The organism is Paenibacillus cellulositrophicus (assembly GCF_009363095.1).
GTDB lineage: Bacteria > Bacillota > Bacilli > Paenibacillales > Paenibacillaceae > Paenibacillus_AQ > Paenibacillus_AQ favisporus.
Genome location: NZ_CP045295.1, coordinates 2,319,735 through 2,337,009, shown reverse-complemented (window position 1 = coordinate 2,337,009; position 17,275 = coordinate 2,319,735). Strand labels below are relative to the sequence as shown.

17 protein-coding genes are annotated in these 17,275 nt (G+C 57.0%); 11 read left to right on the top strand and 6 right to left on the bottom strand.

What is annotated here, in order from left to right; genetic code table 11:
* The first annotated feature begins 18 nt into the window (after positions 1-18).
* Complete coding sequence (locus GCU45_RS10655) at positions 19-966, top strand: aldose epimerase family protein (protein ID WP_152398899.1); 948 nt, start codon at positions 19-21, stop codon at positions 964-966.
* 209 nt (positions 967-1,175) lie between these two features.
* On the opposite strand, the gene GCU45_RS10650 is transcribed toward GCU45_RS10655, so the two are convergent.
* Both GCU45_RS10650 and GCU45_RS10645 read right to left on the bottom strand, forming a co-directional pair.
* Entirely contained in the window at positions 1,176-2,300 is a 1,125-nt protein-coding gene (locus tag GCU45_RS10650; protein ID WP_105441947.1) for a cytochrome P450, read from the bottom strand.
* A 301-nt stretch (positions 2,301-2,601) separates the two neighbouring features.
* Complete coding sequence (locus GCU45_RS10645) at positions 2,602-3,180, bottom strand: TetR/AcrR family transcriptional regulator (RefSeq protein ID WP_076175603.1); 579 nt, start codon at positions 3,178-3,180, stop codon at positions 2,602-2,604.
* Between the two features lie 224 nt (positions 3,181-3,404).
* On the opposite strand from GCU45_RS10645, the gene GCU45_RS10640 reads away from it, so the two are divergent.
* Positions 3,405-3,698 (top strand): hypothetical protein, encoded by a 294-nt coding sequence (locus tag GCU45_RS10640; RefSeq protein WP_152398898.1) that lies wholly within the window; start codon positions 3,405-3,407, stop codon positions 3,696-3,698.
* Positions 3,699-3,885: 187 nt separating this feature from the next.
* Complete coding sequence (locus tag GCU45_RS10635; RefSeq protein WP_152398897.1) at positions 3,886-5,391, top strand: serine hydrolase domain-containing protein; 1,506 nt, start codon at positions 3,886-3,888, stop codon at positions 5,389-5,391.
* A 44-nt stretch (positions 5,392-5,435) separates the two neighbouring features.
* Here the strand turns inward: GCU45_RS10635 and GCU45_RS10630 are convergent, their stop codons facing one another.
* Entirely contained in the window at positions 5,436-5,780 is a 345-nt protein-coding gene (locus GCU45_RS10630) for a winged helix-turn-helix transcriptional regulator (protein WP_076175611.1), read from the bottom strand.
* Between the two features lie 146 nt (positions 5,781-5,926).
* On the opposite strand from GCU45_RS10630, the gene GCU45_RS10625 reads away from it, so the two are divergent.
* Both GCU45_RS10625 and GCU45_RS10620 read left to right on the top strand, forming a co-directional pair.
* Positions 5,927-6,865: an aldo/keto reductase family protein gene (locus GCU45_RS10625; RefSeq protein WP_089548652.1), complete on the top strand. Its 939-nt coding sequence runs from the start codon at positions 5,927-5,929 to the stop codon at positions 6,863-6,865.
* 57 nt (positions 6,866-6,922) lie between these two features.
* On the top strand, positions 6,923-7,777 hold the full coding sequence (locus GCU45_RS10620) for an NAD-dependent epimerase/dehydratase family protein (RefSeq protein WP_152398896.1): 855 nt from the start codon (positions 6,923-6,925) through the stop codon (positions 7,775-7,777).
* 125 nt (positions 7,778-7,902) lie between these two features.
* Here the strand turns inward: GCU45_RS10620 and GCU45_RS10615 are convergent, their stop codons facing one another.
* Genes GCU45_RS10615 through GCU45_RS10605 form a run of 3 tightly spaced genes read right to left on the bottom strand, consistent with a single transcriptional unit; the run spans position 7,903 to position 11,057 of the window.
* The gene (locus GCU45_RS10615) at positions 7,903-8,844 is read right to left on the bottom strand and encodes a TIGR03943 family putative permease subunit (RefSeq protein ID WP_167527112.1); all 942 of its coding nucleotides are present in this window, start codon (positions 8,842-8,844) and stop codon (positions 7,903-7,905) included.
* 51 nt (positions 8,845-8,895) lie between these two features.
* Complete coding sequence (locus tag GCU45_RS10610) at positions 8,896-9,888, bottom strand: permease (RefSeq protein ID WP_152398894.1); 993 nt, start codon at positions 9,886-9,888, stop codon at positions 8,896-8,898.
* A 35-nt stretch (positions 9,889-9,923) separates the two neighbouring features.
* The gene (locus GCU45_RS10605) at positions 9,924-11,057 is read right to left on the bottom strand and encodes a CobW family GTP-binding protein (protein WP_152398893.1); all 1,134 of its coding nucleotides are present in this window, start codon (positions 11,055-11,057) and stop codon (positions 9,924-9,926) included.
* A gap of 304 nt (positions 11,058-11,361) precedes the next feature.
* On the opposite strand from GCU45_RS10605, the gene GCU45_RS10600 reads away from it, so the two are divergent.
* From GCU45_RS10600 to GCU45_RS10575, 6 genes are all read left to right on the top strand, one after another.
* A complete protein-coding gene (locus GCU45_RS10600) occupies positions 11,362-12,369 on the top strand; it encodes an ROK family protein (protein ID WP_152398892.1) in 1,008 nt (335 codons plus the stop codon).
* On the top strand, positions 12,342-13,016 hold the full coding sequence (locus tag GCU45_RS10595; RefSeq protein ID WP_152398891.1) for a hypothetical protein: 675 nt from the start codon (positions 12,342-12,344) through the stop codon (positions 13,014-13,016). The genes GCU45_RS10600 and GCU45_RS10595 overlap by 28 nt, the downstream gene beginning before the upstream one ends.
* Positions 13,017-13,119: 103 nt before the next feature.
* The gene (locus tag GCU45_RS10590; protein ID WP_244364510.1) at positions 13,120-13,962 is read left to right on the top strand and encodes a metallophosphoesterase family protein; all 843 of its coding nucleotides are present in this window, start codon (positions 13,120-13,122) and stop codon (positions 13,960-13,962) included.
* A 44-nt stretch (positions 13,963-14,006) separates the two neighbouring features.
* Positions 14,007-14,603, top strand: a complete 597-nt coding sequence (locus GCU45_RS10585; RefSeq protein WP_244364508.1) for a glycerol-3-phosphate responsive antiterminator — start codon at positions 14,007-14,009, stop codon at positions 14,601-14,603.
* 218 nt (positions 14,604-14,821) lie between these two features.
* A complete protein-coding gene (locus GCU45_RS10580) occupies positions 14,822-16,138 on the top strand; it encodes an ABC transporter substrate-binding protein (RefSeq protein WP_076175633.1) in 1,317 nt (438 codons plus the stop codon).
* A 54-nt stretch (positions 16,139-16,192) separates the two neighbouring features.
* Positions 16,193-17,275: an ABC transporter ATP-binding protein gene (locus GCU45_RS10575; RefSeq protein WP_152398890.1), complete on the top strand. Its 1,083-nt coding sequence runs from the start codon at positions 16,193-16,195 to the stop codon at positions 17,273-17,275.

Below are 17,275 nucleotides of genomic sequence, written 5' to 3'. Positions count from 1 at the left end.
GGGAAAAGGGGGCGAAAGATGAGCTGGACACCGCACCAAATCAACGGCTTTAACGCCTGGACGGGAAGGACCTCTGCTATGGAGGTCACTCTGCTGCCGGAGCTCGGCAGCAAAATGGTCTCCCTCCGCAACCGTATGACCGGACGGGAATGGCTCGCGCCGGCGGACGGACCGCTCGGGAATCGGGGCTACGCCAGCTCCTTCGCGGACAGCGACGGAAGCGGATGGGATGAAATGTTCCCGACGATCAACGTATGCCGGTATCCGGAGCATCCCTGGAAGGGGACGGAGCTTCCGGATCACGGTGAGGTCTGGTCCATTCCCTGGAAGGCTGAGGGACATGGAGATCGCCTTTCGTGCATCGTGCACGGCGTGAGGATGCCGTACCGGCTCGAGAAGACGTATTCTTTTGCCGCAGAGGACCGGCTCCGGATCGACTATCAGGTGACCAATCTCAGCCCGTTCCCGTTTGCGTTCCTGTGGGCGGCCCATCCGCTGCTGCAAATCAGGGAAGGGATGGAGATCATCGTGCCGGGCGACCCTCGGCAGATTGCCGTATCCTATTCGGAACGTGACAGGCTTGGGAAAAGGGGAGATCTGCGGGCGTGGCCGCAGCCCTTTCTTGATCGCCCGGAATGCCGCCTGGACCGCACGGGAAGCCGTGAGGAGCGGACGGCCGAGAAATTTTACTTTACGGGTGAGCTGCCGGAAGGAAAGGCTTCCGTTTATGATCCGGTCAAGCGGGAAGGAATCACCTTTACCTTTCCGAAGGAGAAGGTGCCTTACCTGTCAGTGTGGGCGAATTACGGCGGCTACCAGGGGCAGTATCATCTGGCACTGGAGCCGGCCACGGGTTTCCTGGACGACTTGGCGCATGCCATGAAGCAGGATGCCGCAGCTGTCGTGGAGGGCGGCGGAACGTATACGTGGCATTTGGAAGTGAGCTGGACAGAAGGGGAGCGGTGAGATCTAACCGAAACCGGGTGGCTGAACGACAAGCCGATCGAAATCCGAACCATTGCGGCAGGGGGTTCGATTGACGGAAGCCCTGTACCGGAGGGGCAGCAGGAGTTCAGTCGATAGCTGCGAATTCCCGATCCGCGATTCCTTTGCATCAACTGACAAAAATCCTGCATCCTTTCCAGGGGTGCAGGATTTTTTTTGTGGCCCAAAGTCTATGTCAAAATAATCGGCAGTTCCTTCAGCGCGAACATCATCATGCTGTCCATTCGGGCCAGCTCAGCGGAACGGTCGCGGCGGTATTCGGGAAAACGGGCAAGCAGCGTTTCGATCGCGATTTTGGACTCGAGGCGGGCAAGCTGGGAGCCGAGGCAGTAATGGATGCCGCTGCCCAGTCCCAGGTGCGGGTTCGGATTGCGGTGGATATTAAATTCCTCCGGACGTTCGAACACCTTCTCGTCATGGTTGGCCGACGCCATCCAGATATGGACGAATTGACCTACTTTCATCTCCTGGCCGCCAAGGACGGTATCCTGCTTCACGCGGCGGAACATGACCTGCACCGGCGAGAAATAGCGGAACACTTCCTCCAGCGCGCCGGGAATGAGGCTGCGGTCGGCAAGCAGCTGCGCACGGACGTCCGGCAGGGTGTCGATGCCGAGCATCGCCGAGGAGATCAGGTTGGTCGTCGTTTCGTTGCCAGCCACGAGGAGCAGGATGCAGAAGCCGATGATCTCGAGGTCCGTCAGATGCTCATTGTCGATTCGAGCCTCGACCAGCTTGGTGACCAGATCGTCCTGCGGATGGCGTCTGCGGTCCTCGGCAATTTCGGAGAAGTATTCGCTCATCTCGCGCTGGCACTGATAGAAATCTTCGCCGCTGTCTCCGACCAGGGCGTCGGACCAGGCTTTGAATTGTTCGCGGTGGTCCAGCGACACGCCGAGCATCTCGGCGATGACGACGATCGGCAGCGGGCTGGCAAAGTCAGCGATGGCGTCCATCCGCCCCTTTTTCTCCGCTTCGTCCAACAGCGAGGTGGTGATCGATTGGATTTTGGGAGCCAGCGACTCGATAACGCGCGGCGTGAACGCCTGGGTCACCAGCCGGCGCAGCTGCCGGTGCTTGGGCGGATCCTGCCGCAGAATGCTGTGCTCAAGCGGGTCCTCGGAGTCAGGGAAGGCCGACGAGGAAAAAATATCGTGATTCGTAAATACCGTCTTTACATCGTCATATCCGTACACGTTCCAAACTTGCCCGTCGTTGGACTGGACAACGGGGGAATCCCGGCGCATCTTTTTATACCATTCCAAAGGGAGCAGTCCATTTGCATTCCATTCCATGAAGCAACACCGTCGCTTTCTTTTTTAGATGAGAACAACCTAAATTTTGGGCAAAGCCGATTTACGATCATTCCGCTGGAGAACTTCCGATCCATGAGGTCTGTCTACACATAAAAAGGGTCTGTCAACAAGTAAACGAGGTCTGGCTGCTAGATTTGATCTTTTTCTAGATGGGATGAATTTCTGAAAATAGGTTTTGTGTCTCGGTCTCTCTCTGTTTCCTAATAAAGGTCTTCTGTTTAACGCTCTGCAATTTTTTGAACTGACTGGTCAGTTTGATGTGGGCAAAAAAAGGTCCTGCTTAATCAAGCGACTTAAACAGACCTTCGGCGACGACCGTGAATACGAAGCTTTCCAGGTCTTCGCGGCTGTACTCCTCCTGGTGGCTCAAATAATAATTGCATGTGCTTTCCAGCATGCCGATCGTACTGGCTGCAGCCAGGTCCGCGTCGACGTCGCGCATAACACCGCCCTCGCATTGGGCTTCTCTAAGAATGCCGGCCAGAAAGCTTAAATGCTCTCGCCGGAGCTGCTTCAGTTCATCCAGCACATCGGGCTCAATGCCGTTGGAAATTTCGTTGAACACGATATGGGCAAAATGGCGGGAGTCGAGGAACAAGTCCAGATGGTGGCGGAGAACCCGAAGGATCTGCTCTTTGATCGGAAGCGCGGAGCTAAGGTCGGTTTTCGTCCGCTCCATGATGTCCTCGAATCCGGCTTTTACCACGGCTTTGAAGAGCTGGGACTTTCCCGGGAAGTTGTAGTACAAGGTGCCTTTGGCGACCTGCGCCTGCTGGGCTATCTCATCCATGCTGGCCCGGTGATAGCCGTATTCGGAGAAGACACGGGTGGCTGCGTGCAGAATCTTTTCTTTGCTCACGGTGGTGTATCGGTCCTTTCCATCTCATTCGTCGGTTGGACGGGATTAATCTGACTGGTCAGTTCAAAAACAACATAACACGCTGGGAATATTTAGTCAACTGGACCCGCATCGATGGGTGGGGAAACGCCCGATTTTTAAAGGTATGAGATAGAATGAAACCTGATATGTTATACTGAGCATAAATTCAATTTAGGAGTGATCTTCTGAGAAAGAATAAATCCATGTCCTTTGACGATCTGCTGATGGAATTGAAAGGCCAAAAGTCGGCGCAGGAAGAATCCGGCCGCATTGCCCTCGACAAGCTTTTAAACGGCTCGTTTATGCGCAAGCATTCGTCGTTTGCCAGCTTTCAGGATTTTTTGGAAAATGGCAATTTTCACGCGGAAACCGAAGAAGAGTTGAATAAAATACCGGATGAGCTGCTGGATCGGCATGTGTCCCGGCAGACCGACTTTAAGGATTGGAAAACCATGCTGGAACAAGCGAATGCGGATTATGCCGCGAATAACGGGTAGCCTATCCTGCGTTCGCGTGGATAGATCAAGAGAGGATCAAGCTTTGCGCTTGCTCCTCTTTTTTGTGGGCATTCCAGCATACAACATCGTAGTGTTCAACTTAACCCTTTCTTAAGGATTGTCTTTAACTTCTCTTTCGTTTTGGCTCCTATACTGGGCTTACGATACAAGAGGAGGAATTCAATTCATGATGAAGAGTAAAGAAAAGCGGAGGTCCATAGCCTCTATATCCCGAAAAATGATACTCGTGCTGCTCCTGGCAGCCGTCTTCTCAGGAGCTTACACCAACTTGGCGTCAGCAGCTCCCAAGCTTGAGACAGGCCGGGAGGATCAGATCGACCGGTTCATCGAGACCCGCATGCATCAGAACCGGATTCCCGGATTGTCTGTCGCGATTGTCCACGACGGCGAAGTCGTATACTCCAAAGGGTACGGGAAAACCGGAAGCGGTGCAGCCGTCACGCCGGACACGCCGCTTCCGGTCGCTTCCCTGAGCAAGTCGATCACGGCGCTGGCCGTCATGCAGCTGGTTGAAGCGGGGAAGATCCGCCTGGAAGACAAGGCGGCGGACCTTCTTCCGTCCTTCCGGATGGACGATCCGAGAGGGAAGGAGATCACGGTGCGGCAGCTGCTGAACCAGACGAGCGGTCTGGCCGATACCGTGTTTCCGGAAATGGCATTTTCGGCGCAGCCCGCTTCGCTCGGCGAATCGATTGCCCGCTTGAAAGGGGTCAAGCTCGCCAGCGACCCGGGAACAGCGTTTCATTACCATAACACTAATTATCAGCTGCTGGCGCTGATCGTGGAGACGGTGAGCAAGGAGCCTTTTCCGGACTATTTGCAAAAGCTCATCTTTGCTCCGCTGCGCATGGACCGTACGACGGACGCCGCGTTGACCGGTTCTTTTAAAGAACCGGGCCACATGCTGCTCTATGGCCAGCCGGTCGCCTTGAAGGAACCGGATTGGTTCGTGGAGGGAGCGGCAGGGAATGTCTCGACCGCAAACGATATGGCACGGTGGCTGATGCTGCAGCTCGGTGGGGGGACTTATGGGGGAACACGTCTGCTCAGCCCGGAGGGGATTGCGGCAATGCGCGAAGCTCCCGCCGGTGTGGAGAGCCGTTACGGTATGGGATGGACGGTAGACGGTGCAAGGTTAAGCCATAACGGCATTTTGTGGACGTATCAGGCGGATCAGCTGCTGATGCCGGAGAGCGGCTACGGGATCGTCATCCTGTTTGACAGCGGTTTGAATGCGCTGGTTAACTATGGCACCTTTGCTTCAGGCATTGCCGACATTTTGAGCGGGGAGGAGCCGCCAAAGTCAGCGATTTCCGTAGGGATGATCGAAGCGGGGATCGCGCTGCTGACGCTGCTGACCGTCCTGCTGTGGGTGCGGGGATTCTTTTTCCGCTGGAAGCGGTGGGAACACAAGGCCCGGCAGCGCCGCGTTTGGCTAACTTCGCTGCGGATGCTCGCCACCTTGATCCCGCTTGCGATTTTCATCAGCCTGCCGCAGATCCTGACCTTCGTTGGCGGCGGGAGAGTGGTGAAATGGGAGCAAATTTTCCTGCTGATGCCGAGCGTCGTGATTTGGCTGGCGCTGCTGTCGGCGTTTGGCGCAATCGGCTTCGTCCGCAAGGCCCTCTACATGGTTGCGATATTACGGGAACACCAAAAAGCCCAGGCCTAGTGCCTGAGCTTTTTTCTTGATGACATTTCCGAATCGTGAGCTACTTAAGTCCAGCGGGCCGCCCACAGCTTCATTTCATGGCAGATGACATGCAGGTCCTGTCCCTTAGGCGTGAGCGAGTATTCCACCGTCACCGGTACGGTAGGGAATACTTCCCGCTCCAGCACGCCCTGCTCCTCCAAATGGCGCAGCGTACTGGTCAGGGCGCGGGGGCTTACGCTGGGAATACGGCGCTGCAGCTCACCAAAGCGAAGAGTGCCGCAGAACAGCTCGCGGATGACGAGAAAGGCCCATTTTCCGCCCAGCACATCCAGTGTTTTTTCAATGTTGCATTCGATATGCGTCGGGTTTTTCGGAATGTAACTGCTCGCTTTTTTGACTGTTTCCATAGACTCTCCTCCTTATATGTATATAACTATACTCTATATAGTATCTACCCTTGATATAATTAAGTGAAAAACATTTCACTTCTTTAAATCATATATGAACTTTTATAGAATGAAAAGGGTAACAGGACAACAAGGAGGTAGATGGAATGAAATACCGGAGACTGGGAAGAAGCGGGCTTAAAGTCAGCGAAATCAGCTTGGGCAGCTGGCTTACATATGGCGGTTACGTGGAACGCGAAAATGCGGTGAATTCGATCAAAACGGCTTACGATTTGGGCATCAACTTTTTCGATACGGCGAATGTCTATGAAAAAGGCGCGGCGGAAGAGCTTGTCGGCAAAGCGCTGAAAGCGTATCCGCGCGAATCCTACGTGCTGGCGACCAAGGCGTTCTGGCCGATGGGCGAAGGCCCGAACGACCGCGGCTTGTCGCGCAAGCATATTACGGAGCAGGCGAATGCCAGCCTGAAGCGGCTTGGACATGACTATGTGGACATTTTCTACTGCCACCGCCATGATCCGGAGACGCCGCTGGAAGAGACGCTGCGCGCGATCGACGACCTGGTTCGCCAAGGCAAAGTGCTATACGTCGGCGTGAGCGAATGGCAGGCATCGCAGATCGCCGAAGCGATCGGCGTAGCCGACCGTTATCTGCTGGACCGCATTGTGGTCAACCAGCCGATTTACAACATGTTCGAGCGCTACATCGAGAAGGAAGTCATGCCGCTCAGCGAACGCGTAGGGATCGGACAAGTGGTGTTCTCCCCGCTGGCTCAAGGCCTGCTGACAGGCAAATACACGTCGGCTTCCGATATTCCGCAGGACAGCCGCGCGGCGAAGCTCGATTGGATGCGCAAAGGCATCACCGAAGAAAAAATTGCCAAAGTGCAGCAGCTTGAAGGCGTAGCCAAAGAGCTCGGCATTTCCGTCGGCAACCTGGCCCTTGCGTGGATTCTGCGCAAAGACAACGTGGCCAGCGCGCTGGTCGGCGCAAGCCGTCCGGAGCAGGTGACGGAGAATGCCAAGGCTTCGGGTATCGTCCTGAGCGAAGACGTGCAGGAGCGGATCGAAGACATTCTGAAATAATCGGACCGGCCAAGGGTTCGGCCAGGTTTGAACCGAAGCGAAGAGGAGGCGTTACCTGTGGCCAAAGTCGTCATTACAGGCGGAAGCGGCATGCTTGGACAGTGGGTCGTGCGTCATCTTATCGAGCAGGGGTATGAGGTGCTGAACGTGGACTTCCGGCGTCCCGACGAGAACCTCTGCCCTACGCTGATTGCGAATCTTGAGGATTTGGGAGAGACCTACGGTGCGCTGGCCGGGGCGGATGCCGTCGTTCATTTGGCGGCGATCCCGGCGGCGCATATCCGCACGCCGGAAGTTACGTTCCGGAACAACGTCATGTCGACGTACAACGTGCTGGAGGCCGCCGCAGGCCTCGGAATCCGCAAAGCAGTGATCGCGTCCAGCGAATCGTCCTACGGCATCGTATTTGCAGTCAGTCCCTTAAGCCCGCAGTACGTGCCCGTGGACGAGGCGCATCCGCAGCTGCCCGAGGACAGCTACGGACTATCCAAGGTGGTCAATGAATTGACGGCCGACATGTTCCACCGGCGCACCGGCATGCAGGTCGTCTCCATTCGCCTCGGGAATGTCATCCCTCCGGAATGGTATGAGCGTTTTCCCTCATTCATCGACAAGCCCGAAGAACGGGACCGCATTCTGTGGAGCTACATCGACACCCGCGACGCTGCTTCGGCCATCCGGCTGGCCGTCGAGGCGGACGGGCTCGGTGCGGTGGCCCTTAACGTGGCCGCCGACGACTCCAGCATGGCGGTTCCGAGCCGCGAACTGCTGGCCGCCAGGTATCCCGGCGTGACGGACATCCGCGCACCGCTGGCGGGGCATGAGACCCTGCTCAGCAACGAGAAGGCGAAGCGCCTGCTCGGCTGGCAGCCGCAGCACCGCTGGCGCGACGAGGTTGCGAAGCTTCGCTGAACGCAGCTGGGAGTACCCGCAAGAAGCATGGACCACAGAAATAGATACTTCTATGCAAACTCCAAACCAAGAAGACCTGGGCATCGTTCCGGAGTCTTCTTGGTTTTTTTGTCGGTCATTTCTTGCTATTTTGCCTTGGAGGCGTCCTTCTGCAGCTCTTTCCAGGCGGCGACCGAGTCGGCGCTCGTATAGATGTAAGGGGTCTGTGGCTGGGCAATCGGCGTGATTTGCGAAGCCTCGATCTCGATCAGATTCTTGCCCCCTTGGGACACGATCTTCAGTTTGCCCTGTACCTTGACCCAGGAATCGGCCGGCAGGGCCAGCTTCTGCTGCGGATCGACCATAATGCCGAAAGGGGTGGCGTCCGCTGTGCAGCACTGCACCAGAAAGCGGCTGACCGCGAAAGGGCCGCTTGCTCCACTTGTCTGGTCGCGGTAAACAAAGCCGGATACGGCGATTTCCTTGCCTTCAAACTGCTCCTTGAACATCTCGATCGCCCCGAACGTCTCGGAGTAAATCGCCGGGTAGACCGGGATGACGGGCTGGGCGTACAGCAGCTTGGCGAGCTCGGCGAATTCCTTGGCATACGGATCGGAAGTCTCGAAGGTGACGGTGGTATCCGGACCTGTGGGAGCACTGGTAATTGACTTGTTCGGCACTGTGGATGCGCTGGGAATAGCCTTCTCCGGCTCCATCGCCGAATAGGAGAGGGAGATGCCCTTCTTGGCGGCGGCGATGCTGCCGAGGGCCTTATCCGGAAGGAGAAACCCGAGCAGCAGCGGGAGCACGAACAAGCCGTACAGGCCGGTGCTTTTCAAAAAGCCGGCAGGCAGGCGGTGATCGCAGTTACACAGCACCTGGCTGCGTCCGAGCAGCGCCTGGATCACCAGGCTGAGCGCCATCAGGCCCAGCGGAACCGGGCACAGCCGGATCCATCTCGCCAGGGCAGGCGCGACGTAATAATGCAGCGCGTCCTGCTGCATCAGGTGCAGAATATAGAGGGCGAAAGCCGCCAGCACGGCCGCCCGGAACAGGTAATGCAGCCGGATGCTGCGGGAGTCGTTCACTTGGCTCAACCTCCAGTCGGATTAGGGATGGGGTTACAACCAGCAGTCCGTTTACAGCCAGGCCGAAATCAGAACCGAACCGACAAAGACGCAGGCGGCGATCAAGAAGAACAGATAGAGGGCGAACTTGGTTTTGAACAGCGCCATCAGCATCATGGCGTTTTTGAAATCCAGCATCGGGCCCAGCACCATGAACGCGATCAGCGAACCGGCGGGAAAAGTGTGCAGAAAGGTGGAAGCGACAAAAGCGTCCGACGTGGAGCAAAGGGAGAGCGCAAAAGCTAGCCCCATCATAAACAGATACGAGCCCAGCGGATGGCCGCCGATGGCGGAGAGGCTTTCCCGGACCATAAACGTCTGAATGCCCGACGTCAGCAGGCAGCCGATGATCAAATATTTGCCCATGTCGAAAAACTCGTCCGACGTATGGACGAATACCGACGCCAGCCGGCCGCCACGTGCGGCATGGAGATGAGCATTCCCGCCGGTTTCCCGCTCCATCGACCATCTCACCGGCGATTTTTTTACCGTAACGTAGACGATGAGCCCGATCAGGAAAGCGACGGCGAAGGCCAGTCCCATCCGGGCGTATGCGAGATCCGGATGGCTGCGGAACGCCATGAAGGTGGCTCCGTAGACGACCGGATTGATGATCGGTCCGGACAAAATGAACACGATCGCGACATACACGGGCATGCCCTTATGAATGAGCCGGCGGACGAGCGGGATCATGCCGCACTCGCACACCGGGAAGATCACGCCGAGGAGACAGGCGAACAGGATGGCCGGAACCGGCTTTTTCGGAATCCAGCGCGACAGAACCTCGTCCGGCACAAACACCTGCAGCAGTGAAGAGAGCAGTGCCCCGGCCAGCACGAACGGCAGCGCCTCCAGCAGAATGCCGACGAAGCTGGTTTTGAACGTGTCCATATAGACGTTATCCAGCAGCTCGATGCGCCCCGGCAGCCACAGGACGAGCAGGATAATCAGAAAGACGGCGGGAAGAAGCAGCGGGATGATTTTAAAAGGGGAGAGGATGGTCATGGCGGGATCAGCTCCTTCCACAGGAATAATGAAGCTTAACGAAACAGTTCGGACCAGCGTTCCTTCAGCCGCGCCTCGTTCAAATTCAGGCCGATCATAACGAGATACGGTGCGCCGGGGTAGCGGGAGGTTTCCCAGAAGGTGTGCGTCCCGGCATACTGGACGAGCTGGACCGGTTCATGGCGGGCGAGCGCCACATGCCCCTTGGCACGAAGAAGCGCGTCTCCGCACTCACGGAAGAACGCCTCCAGCCGCTCCCTGGACAGGGAAGCCGGGCTTTGCTCCGCCGGGGGAAAGGTCAGCGTGACGGTGACGACTTTGGAAAAAGAGGCAGTCTCGTCATGATGTTCATGCCCGCCGTGGCCGCCATGCCCTTCATGCGCGTGGGCAGTGGCCGTAAATCCCGCACCGTGACCGTTATGGGCAAGGTGGTGAGCATGCGAAGCGGCAGGGTCAACAGCTCCACCGAACCTGTGCTGTGCCTGGCTGCTCAGCGCCTCCTGCGCTGGGGTCTGTGCACCAGCCCGGACGGCAGCGGCCTTGGACCCTTGGCGGCGGTCGACCCCGTCCAGCAGGCTGGACAAGTCAATCCGGCTATACTCTGTGTATACGATCGCAGCCTCGGGATTATGCTTACGGATCATGCTTTCGATCTTGCCGATGGTGCCCGGGGCGGCCAGATCCTGCTTGTTGACCGCGATCAGATCGGCGCTTTCGATCTGCTTGCGCAGCGTGCGGACCAGCTCTTTGTCGGCGGAGAAGCGGCTGTTGAACTCCAGCACGTTCTCCGCGTCGAGCATCGTCACCGTATAATGGTGCCGTAACCGGTCGGCAAGCCCCGGCTCCTGAAGGGTGCGGCGGATCTCTTCGGGATCGGCCACGCCGGTGAGCTCGATGACGATGACGTCGGGCGACCGCTCCAGCAAGGTGGATAGACCCTGCGGCAGCTCGCTTTTCCGGCTGCAGCAGACGCATCCGTCCAGCAGCTTCTGCACCTGAACCCCTGCCTGTTCCTCCAGAATCGTTCCGTCCACATCCCGTTTGCCCAGCTCGTTCATCAGGATGCCGGGGGTCAGCCCCCGGGCCGAGCACTCCTTGAGCACGGACAGCAGCAGCGTTGTTTTGCCGCTTCCCAAAAATCCACTTAATATGATGACGGGCGTTACCATGTGCGATTCATCTCCTTTATCCTCGTTGTCGAATATAGAGCAGGCCCAGGGATACAGCCTGTACCAAGCGTGAATTTTTCTCCCATTTTATCTATACGTAAAGATTACGATTTAATGCCTATGAATATGGCGGTCCGGGAGGTGCTGATTGATTCAGAAACGCGGCGATTGATGCCATTACCGGGCAACCTGCTGAGGAGAAATCTGGAAAAGAATGCTATAGATCCATTCATATCCGGACCGAAGTCGTTTATGATAGGTTTATGTCAGCGACCAAGGATTTCCGGAGGAGGAGAAGGAAGGCATGAGCAAATTTGTCATTGGCATGGACCTCGGCGGAACCCGGATCAAATCGGCGGTATTTGACGCGGATGCCGGTTGGAGGATCGCCGCGGAAAGAATGGACGCCACCGAAGCGGACAAGGGACCGGAGCATGTGCTGAACCGGATGAAGCGGATCGTTCATGAACTGATGAAGGAAGCGGGGATCGGGCCGATGGACGTGAGCTGCATGGGGATGGGCATTCCGGGGCTCCTGGATCCGCGGGAAGGGCTGTCGATTCTGTCTCCCAACTTTCCGGAATGGGAAAATATCCACGTCGTAAACCGGATGCGGGAGGAGTTCGCTTTTCCGGTTTTCATTGATAATGATGTTCGCGTCAACATGTACGGGGAGTGGCGGTTTGGCGCCGGCAGGGGCTGCAGGAACCTGATGCTCATTACTTTGGGAACCGGACTGGGCTCGGGAATTATTTATCAGGGGAAGGTTGTCTACGGCACGTCTTCGAGCGCAGGCGAGATTGGCCATATGAACATGTACAGGGAAGGGCGGCCGTGCCGCTGCGGCAGCTCGGGCTGCCTAGGCCGCTACGTGTCCGCGGTGGGCATGGTCCGAACGTTTGCGGAAAAGCTGGCGGAAGGACGGAAGAGCGTCATTCAGGAATGGACGGGCAACGATCCCTCGCAAATGACGGCACAGCTCATTTCAGATGCCTATGACCGGCAGGATGCGCTCGCTATTGAAGTCATGCACGAGACGGGAGAGCTTCTCGGGTATGGACTAGCGAACGCCATCAATTTGCTGAATCCCGAAATGATCATTGTAGGTGGCGGCATGGCCGCGGCCGGTGAGCGGCTCTTGCGCCCGGTGCGCGAGACGGTAGCCCGCCATGCGCTGCAGCTGTCCGCCAGCGTCTGCCGCATCGTGCAGGCCGAGATTGGGGACAAGGCCGGGATGCTGGGCGCCGCCGTGTATGCGGACGGACGTTTGAAAGGAGGGAATTCATGGTCAGACAGTGGGCTAACAGGCTGATTATGCTGCTGGTGCTGGCTGCGGTCATCCTGGTCGTTATTTACGCTTTCGAGGGAAAGTTGTTCGGCCTTCAAGATAAGAAAGCGGAAGGGAGCCCGACGGTGGTGGAGGCGATTGAGAAGATCAATGGAAAAGGATTCGTGTCTTATATGATCCATGAACATCCGGTTGCTGATGGGGAAGTGGCTTTTTTTCTGAGAAAATTACAGAGCGGCGGCACAGCCATTGTTGTGGATTACGTTAGGAAAAGCACCGATGGATGGAAATATGTTTGGGGTGGAATGTTCACAGCGGGCAACTATCGTCCCGGGCTCTCCGATGCCGAAGCCCGCAAGGAAAGCTTCCATGCGGAGTACTTTCCGGGGACGGAAGGTACGGACGTCGGAAGCACTCCTTTTCCATTGTACTGCGGTATCGCCCTGCATCCCGACATCAGCCGCATTGTGGTCAAGGACCCCACCGGCTACGAAAAGCAGGCGCAGATCGTTTCCGTCGAGCAAAATTTTAAATTGTTCTATGTGTTTATGGACGCGTCACAGGGCATGAAGTTCGAGATTACGGGCTACGACCAGAGCGGAAACATCATCCATCAGGTCACTCAGGATGAATCCCTCCCTTCCAACGGAAGCGTGACCACAATCGATTAACCGTAATTTTACATAATCAGCCTTCCCAATTAACGGATCGGAAACAATCCATCGATAAGATGAAGGAGGAAAAATCCAATTCGAACAAGCCGGGAGGAGAGAAATGATGAGATTGGCGCTGTTGGGTGATTTGCATTACCACGAAATCGACGAGTCGGTACCGGGGCTGAAGGAAGCTCGGCGGGCATTCTATCAAACGGTGCTGGAGCAGTTTTTGGAGCAGGAAGCGGACCTGTATATTTCGCTGGGGGATCTCACCAACTTCGGCACGGCCTCCGAGCTTCGCGAAGTGTACGACCTGCTTCGCCGCCAGGACAAGACGTTCATTCACGTGCTGGGCAATCATGACTTGTATGCGCAGCGCAGAGCCGAGGTGCTGGAAATGACAGGCCAGGAGAGGTACCATGCCATCGACACGGATCAAGCGATGCTCGTGTTTCTCGACACGGCCAAGGAAATGGATTTTAAGGACTGGGGCGGCTGGCTCGATCCCGAACAGTTGGGCTGGCTTGAGGAGCAGGTCGGACTGTCGGGAGACAAGCCGCTGCTCGTCTTCGGCCATCACCCCGTATACAATACGACGGCGGGTTCGGAGAAGGATAAGGGCTCGATTCATCCCATCATCGACATGTGGAGCATTTTGAACCAAAAGCAGGGCATTGGTATCTATTTCAACGGCCATACGCATATGGACTCGATCGCCCATCGGCAGGACTGGTCTTTTGTGCAGCTGTCGGCCTGCCTGGATCAGCCGGGCTTCCGGATCGTCGATATCGCGGAGGACGCGATCCGCATCACACCGGTCGAAGTGATGGACCCGACGCTGCCGGATCACATGGCGCTCCTTCACCAGCATATGAAGCATTTCAGCCCGAATCCGGATGCGAGAGGGATGGAAGACGACCGGGCTCTCCTCGTTCCGCTGCCGATTGCGCCGCAAATCTGAATATAGAGTAATCACGACCTTCGTGAAAGGGAGGCTGTACACGCATGAATGACGTTATGACCCGGGAGCATTTTTTCAAAGGTCTCGCCAAGCATAAACGGATTGCCTCCATCAAAGACCCCCGCCACATTGAAATCGCCTTGAAGCACCGGGATGAGCTGAGCGGCGTCTTTCTGCTGATGGGCCATATCGGTGTCGCCAAAGGCTATGTGAACGTATTCCGGGAGCACGGTCTGCCGGTGTTCATGCATCTGGAAAAAATCGGCGGGCTCAGCACGGACCATTACGGCCTGGATTATTTGGCCAAGAGCATCCGCCCGGTCGGCATCATTTCGACCAAAACCAGCGTCATCAAAACCGCCAAAAAAATGGGTCTGCTCACGGTGCAGCGTTTCTTTCTCGTCGACAGCGAAGGGCTGGAGAACATCGCGAAGAGCCTGTCCCAGGCCGAGCCGGACATCATCGAGCTGATGCCTGCCCGCATTCCGGACATGATCCGCAGAGTGAAGAGCTTTACGGAAGTCCCGATCATCACCGGCGGCCTGCTGTATGAGCACAGCCATGCACAGGAGTGCCTGGACCAGGGAGCGACCGCCATTTCCGCGTCCCGCCCTGAGCTGTGGAGAAGAAAGATCATTTGATGTCCCGTTAATATTCCGCATAAACCGCGTTAATAGTTGTCCCTTATGATGAAATCGACAAGTAAATAGAACGGTTGGAGTTATGGAGAAACCTGATCTGTCGAGAGAGCGCTAAGCCAGCGTTCCTGCTCGGCGGTATTCGGGTTTCTTTATTTTTTGGCTGCAGCCGTCGTTGTACAGCAAACATAAACCAAATTCAAGGGTGGAGGAATCAATCGATGTTCAAGAAAAAGATCGCACTGCTTACACTGTCCGCGGTAATGACGGGCATGCTGGCCGGATGCGGCGGTGGAGCCGAGAAGGCGGCCGGCAGCGAGACAGCAGAAGCGGCAGCGGCCAAGCCGGATAAAAAAATCGTCATCAAGTACTGGTACGCCTTCGGCGACAAGATCGAGGAAGCTAAGCAGCATATGGTCCAAACGTTCAATGAGTCCCAGGACAAGATCGAGGTGGTTGCCGAGCATCAGGGGAATTACGATGATCTCCATGCGAAGGTCCAGGCGGCTTTTGCGGCTGGGGACGCCCCGGCGGTCACGGATCTGGAAATTGCCTCTACGGGCGTGTTCGCCCATTCCGGCATGCTTGAAGACCTGACCTCATACGCCGAGAAGGACAAGGACCAGCTGAAGCTGGACGATTTTATCCCCGGACTGATGGGGAACGCCTACGTGGACGACAAGCTGTACGGGCTGCCTTTTATGCGCAGTACTCCAATCATGTACAAGAACGTGACGATGCTGAAAGATGCCGGTCTGGATCCATCCGGGCCCAAAACGTGGGATGAGTTCGAGCAGTACTCCAAAGTGCTCAAGGAGAAAGGCAAGCTCGGCATGACCGTGCCGGTCGATATTTGGTTCTACGAGGCGCTGGTGGCCCAGAGCGGCGGCACGATGCTGAGCGAGGACGGCAAAAAGGCAACCTTCAACAACGCGGCCGGCGTGGCGCCAGTGGACTTCTGGAAGCGGCTGGTGAACGAAGGCCTGATCAAAATGCCGGTCGGCGACGAAGCCGGGGATACGGCGGACAAGGATTGGGCGAACCAAATTTCCGCGTTTAAGTTCGCCTCGACCGCCGGCGTGTCTCAAAGCCTGGAAATCGCCAAAGGCAACGGCTTTGAGCTGGAGACGGCCTTCATGCCGGCCAACAAGGATTACGGCGTGCCGACAGGCGGATGCCAGCTTGTCATGACGTCGAAGAGCAGCGCCGAGGAGAAGGCGGCGGCATGGGAATTCATGAAATGGATGACCTCCCAGGAAAACACGATTTACCAGCATAAGCATGTCGGATACCTGCCGACCCGCACGTCGGCGGTGGAAAGCGAAGAGCTCAAGGAGCATTTTACCCAGTATCCGCAGTATAAAGTCGCCGTCGACCAGCTGAAATACGCGAGACCGCGCCCGATGGAGAACGGATATCCGGAAGTCGCCAAGATCGTCCGCGATGCGATCCAGAAGGCGATTATCGATCCGAAGACGACGCCGCAGCAAGCGCTGGACGAAGCCGCGGCCAAGTCGGATAAGCTGCTTGGCAAGTAAGCTTATCACCTGTCAGGCAATGAAACAGACCCGCCAAACAAGGAGGCATTCGGCATGGCCCAAATCGAGCTGATCGGCATTTGCAAGAAATACAAGGAAGAAACCGTAATTCAGGACCTTAACCTGACGATCCGGGACGGTTCGTTTACCGTCCTGGTCGGGCCGTCCGGCTGCGGCAAATCGACGACGCTGCGCATGGTGGCCGGGCTGGAAAGACAGACCGCAGGAGATATTCTCATCGATGGCCAGCGCGTGAACGACACGCCGCCCGGCCTACGGGACGTGGCGATGGTGTTCCAAAACTACGCGCTGTACCCGACCATGACGGTCCGGGGCAATATCGAGTTCGGCCTTAAGAACCGCGGCGTTTCCCGCAAGGAGCGGGAGCGCCTGATCTCCGACATTTCGGAAATTGTCGGACTCGGGCCATACCTCGACAAGAAGCCGCAGAACCTCTCCGGCGGCCAGCGCCAGCGCGTGGCGCTCGCCCGGGCGATGGTGAAGCAGCCGAAGGTGTTTATCCTTGACGAACCGCTGTCCAACCTGGACGCGAAGCTGCGGAACCAGATGCGTACCGAGCTGATCCAGCTGCACGAACGCCTTGGCACAACCTTCGTCTACGTGACGCATGATCAGGTCGAGGCCATGTCCATGGGCGACGAGATCGTCGTCATGAACGAAGGGGCGGTCCAGCAGGCGGACTCGCCGATGAAGCTGTACGAACAGCCCGCCAACCTGTTCACCGCCCAGTTTATCGGCACGCCGGCGATGAACATCATGAAGGTCGGCGACATCAAGGGGCTGCGCGTCCAGCCCGAGTCCGGAGCCTACCATGTCGGCTTCCGGCCCGAGCATGCACAGATCAATCCGGACACCCCGGTGGAAGGGCTTGTGCTCGAAGGAGACATCTTGACTCGGGAGAGCCTGGGGGCGGAGCACATCTATCAGATCCGTTCCAAGGCGGGGGCGTTTTTTGTCAAAACGTTTCTGAAGCCGCTGGTGACGGCGGAGCGGGTGCGCATCGCCGTACCGCACGGGCATCTCTATTATTTCAGCCTCAACGGCAGCCGGGTGGAGACGTCTGGAGGGGCGAACGAGAAGACCCCCTCACGGCAGCTGATAGCGGGAGGGGTGTAG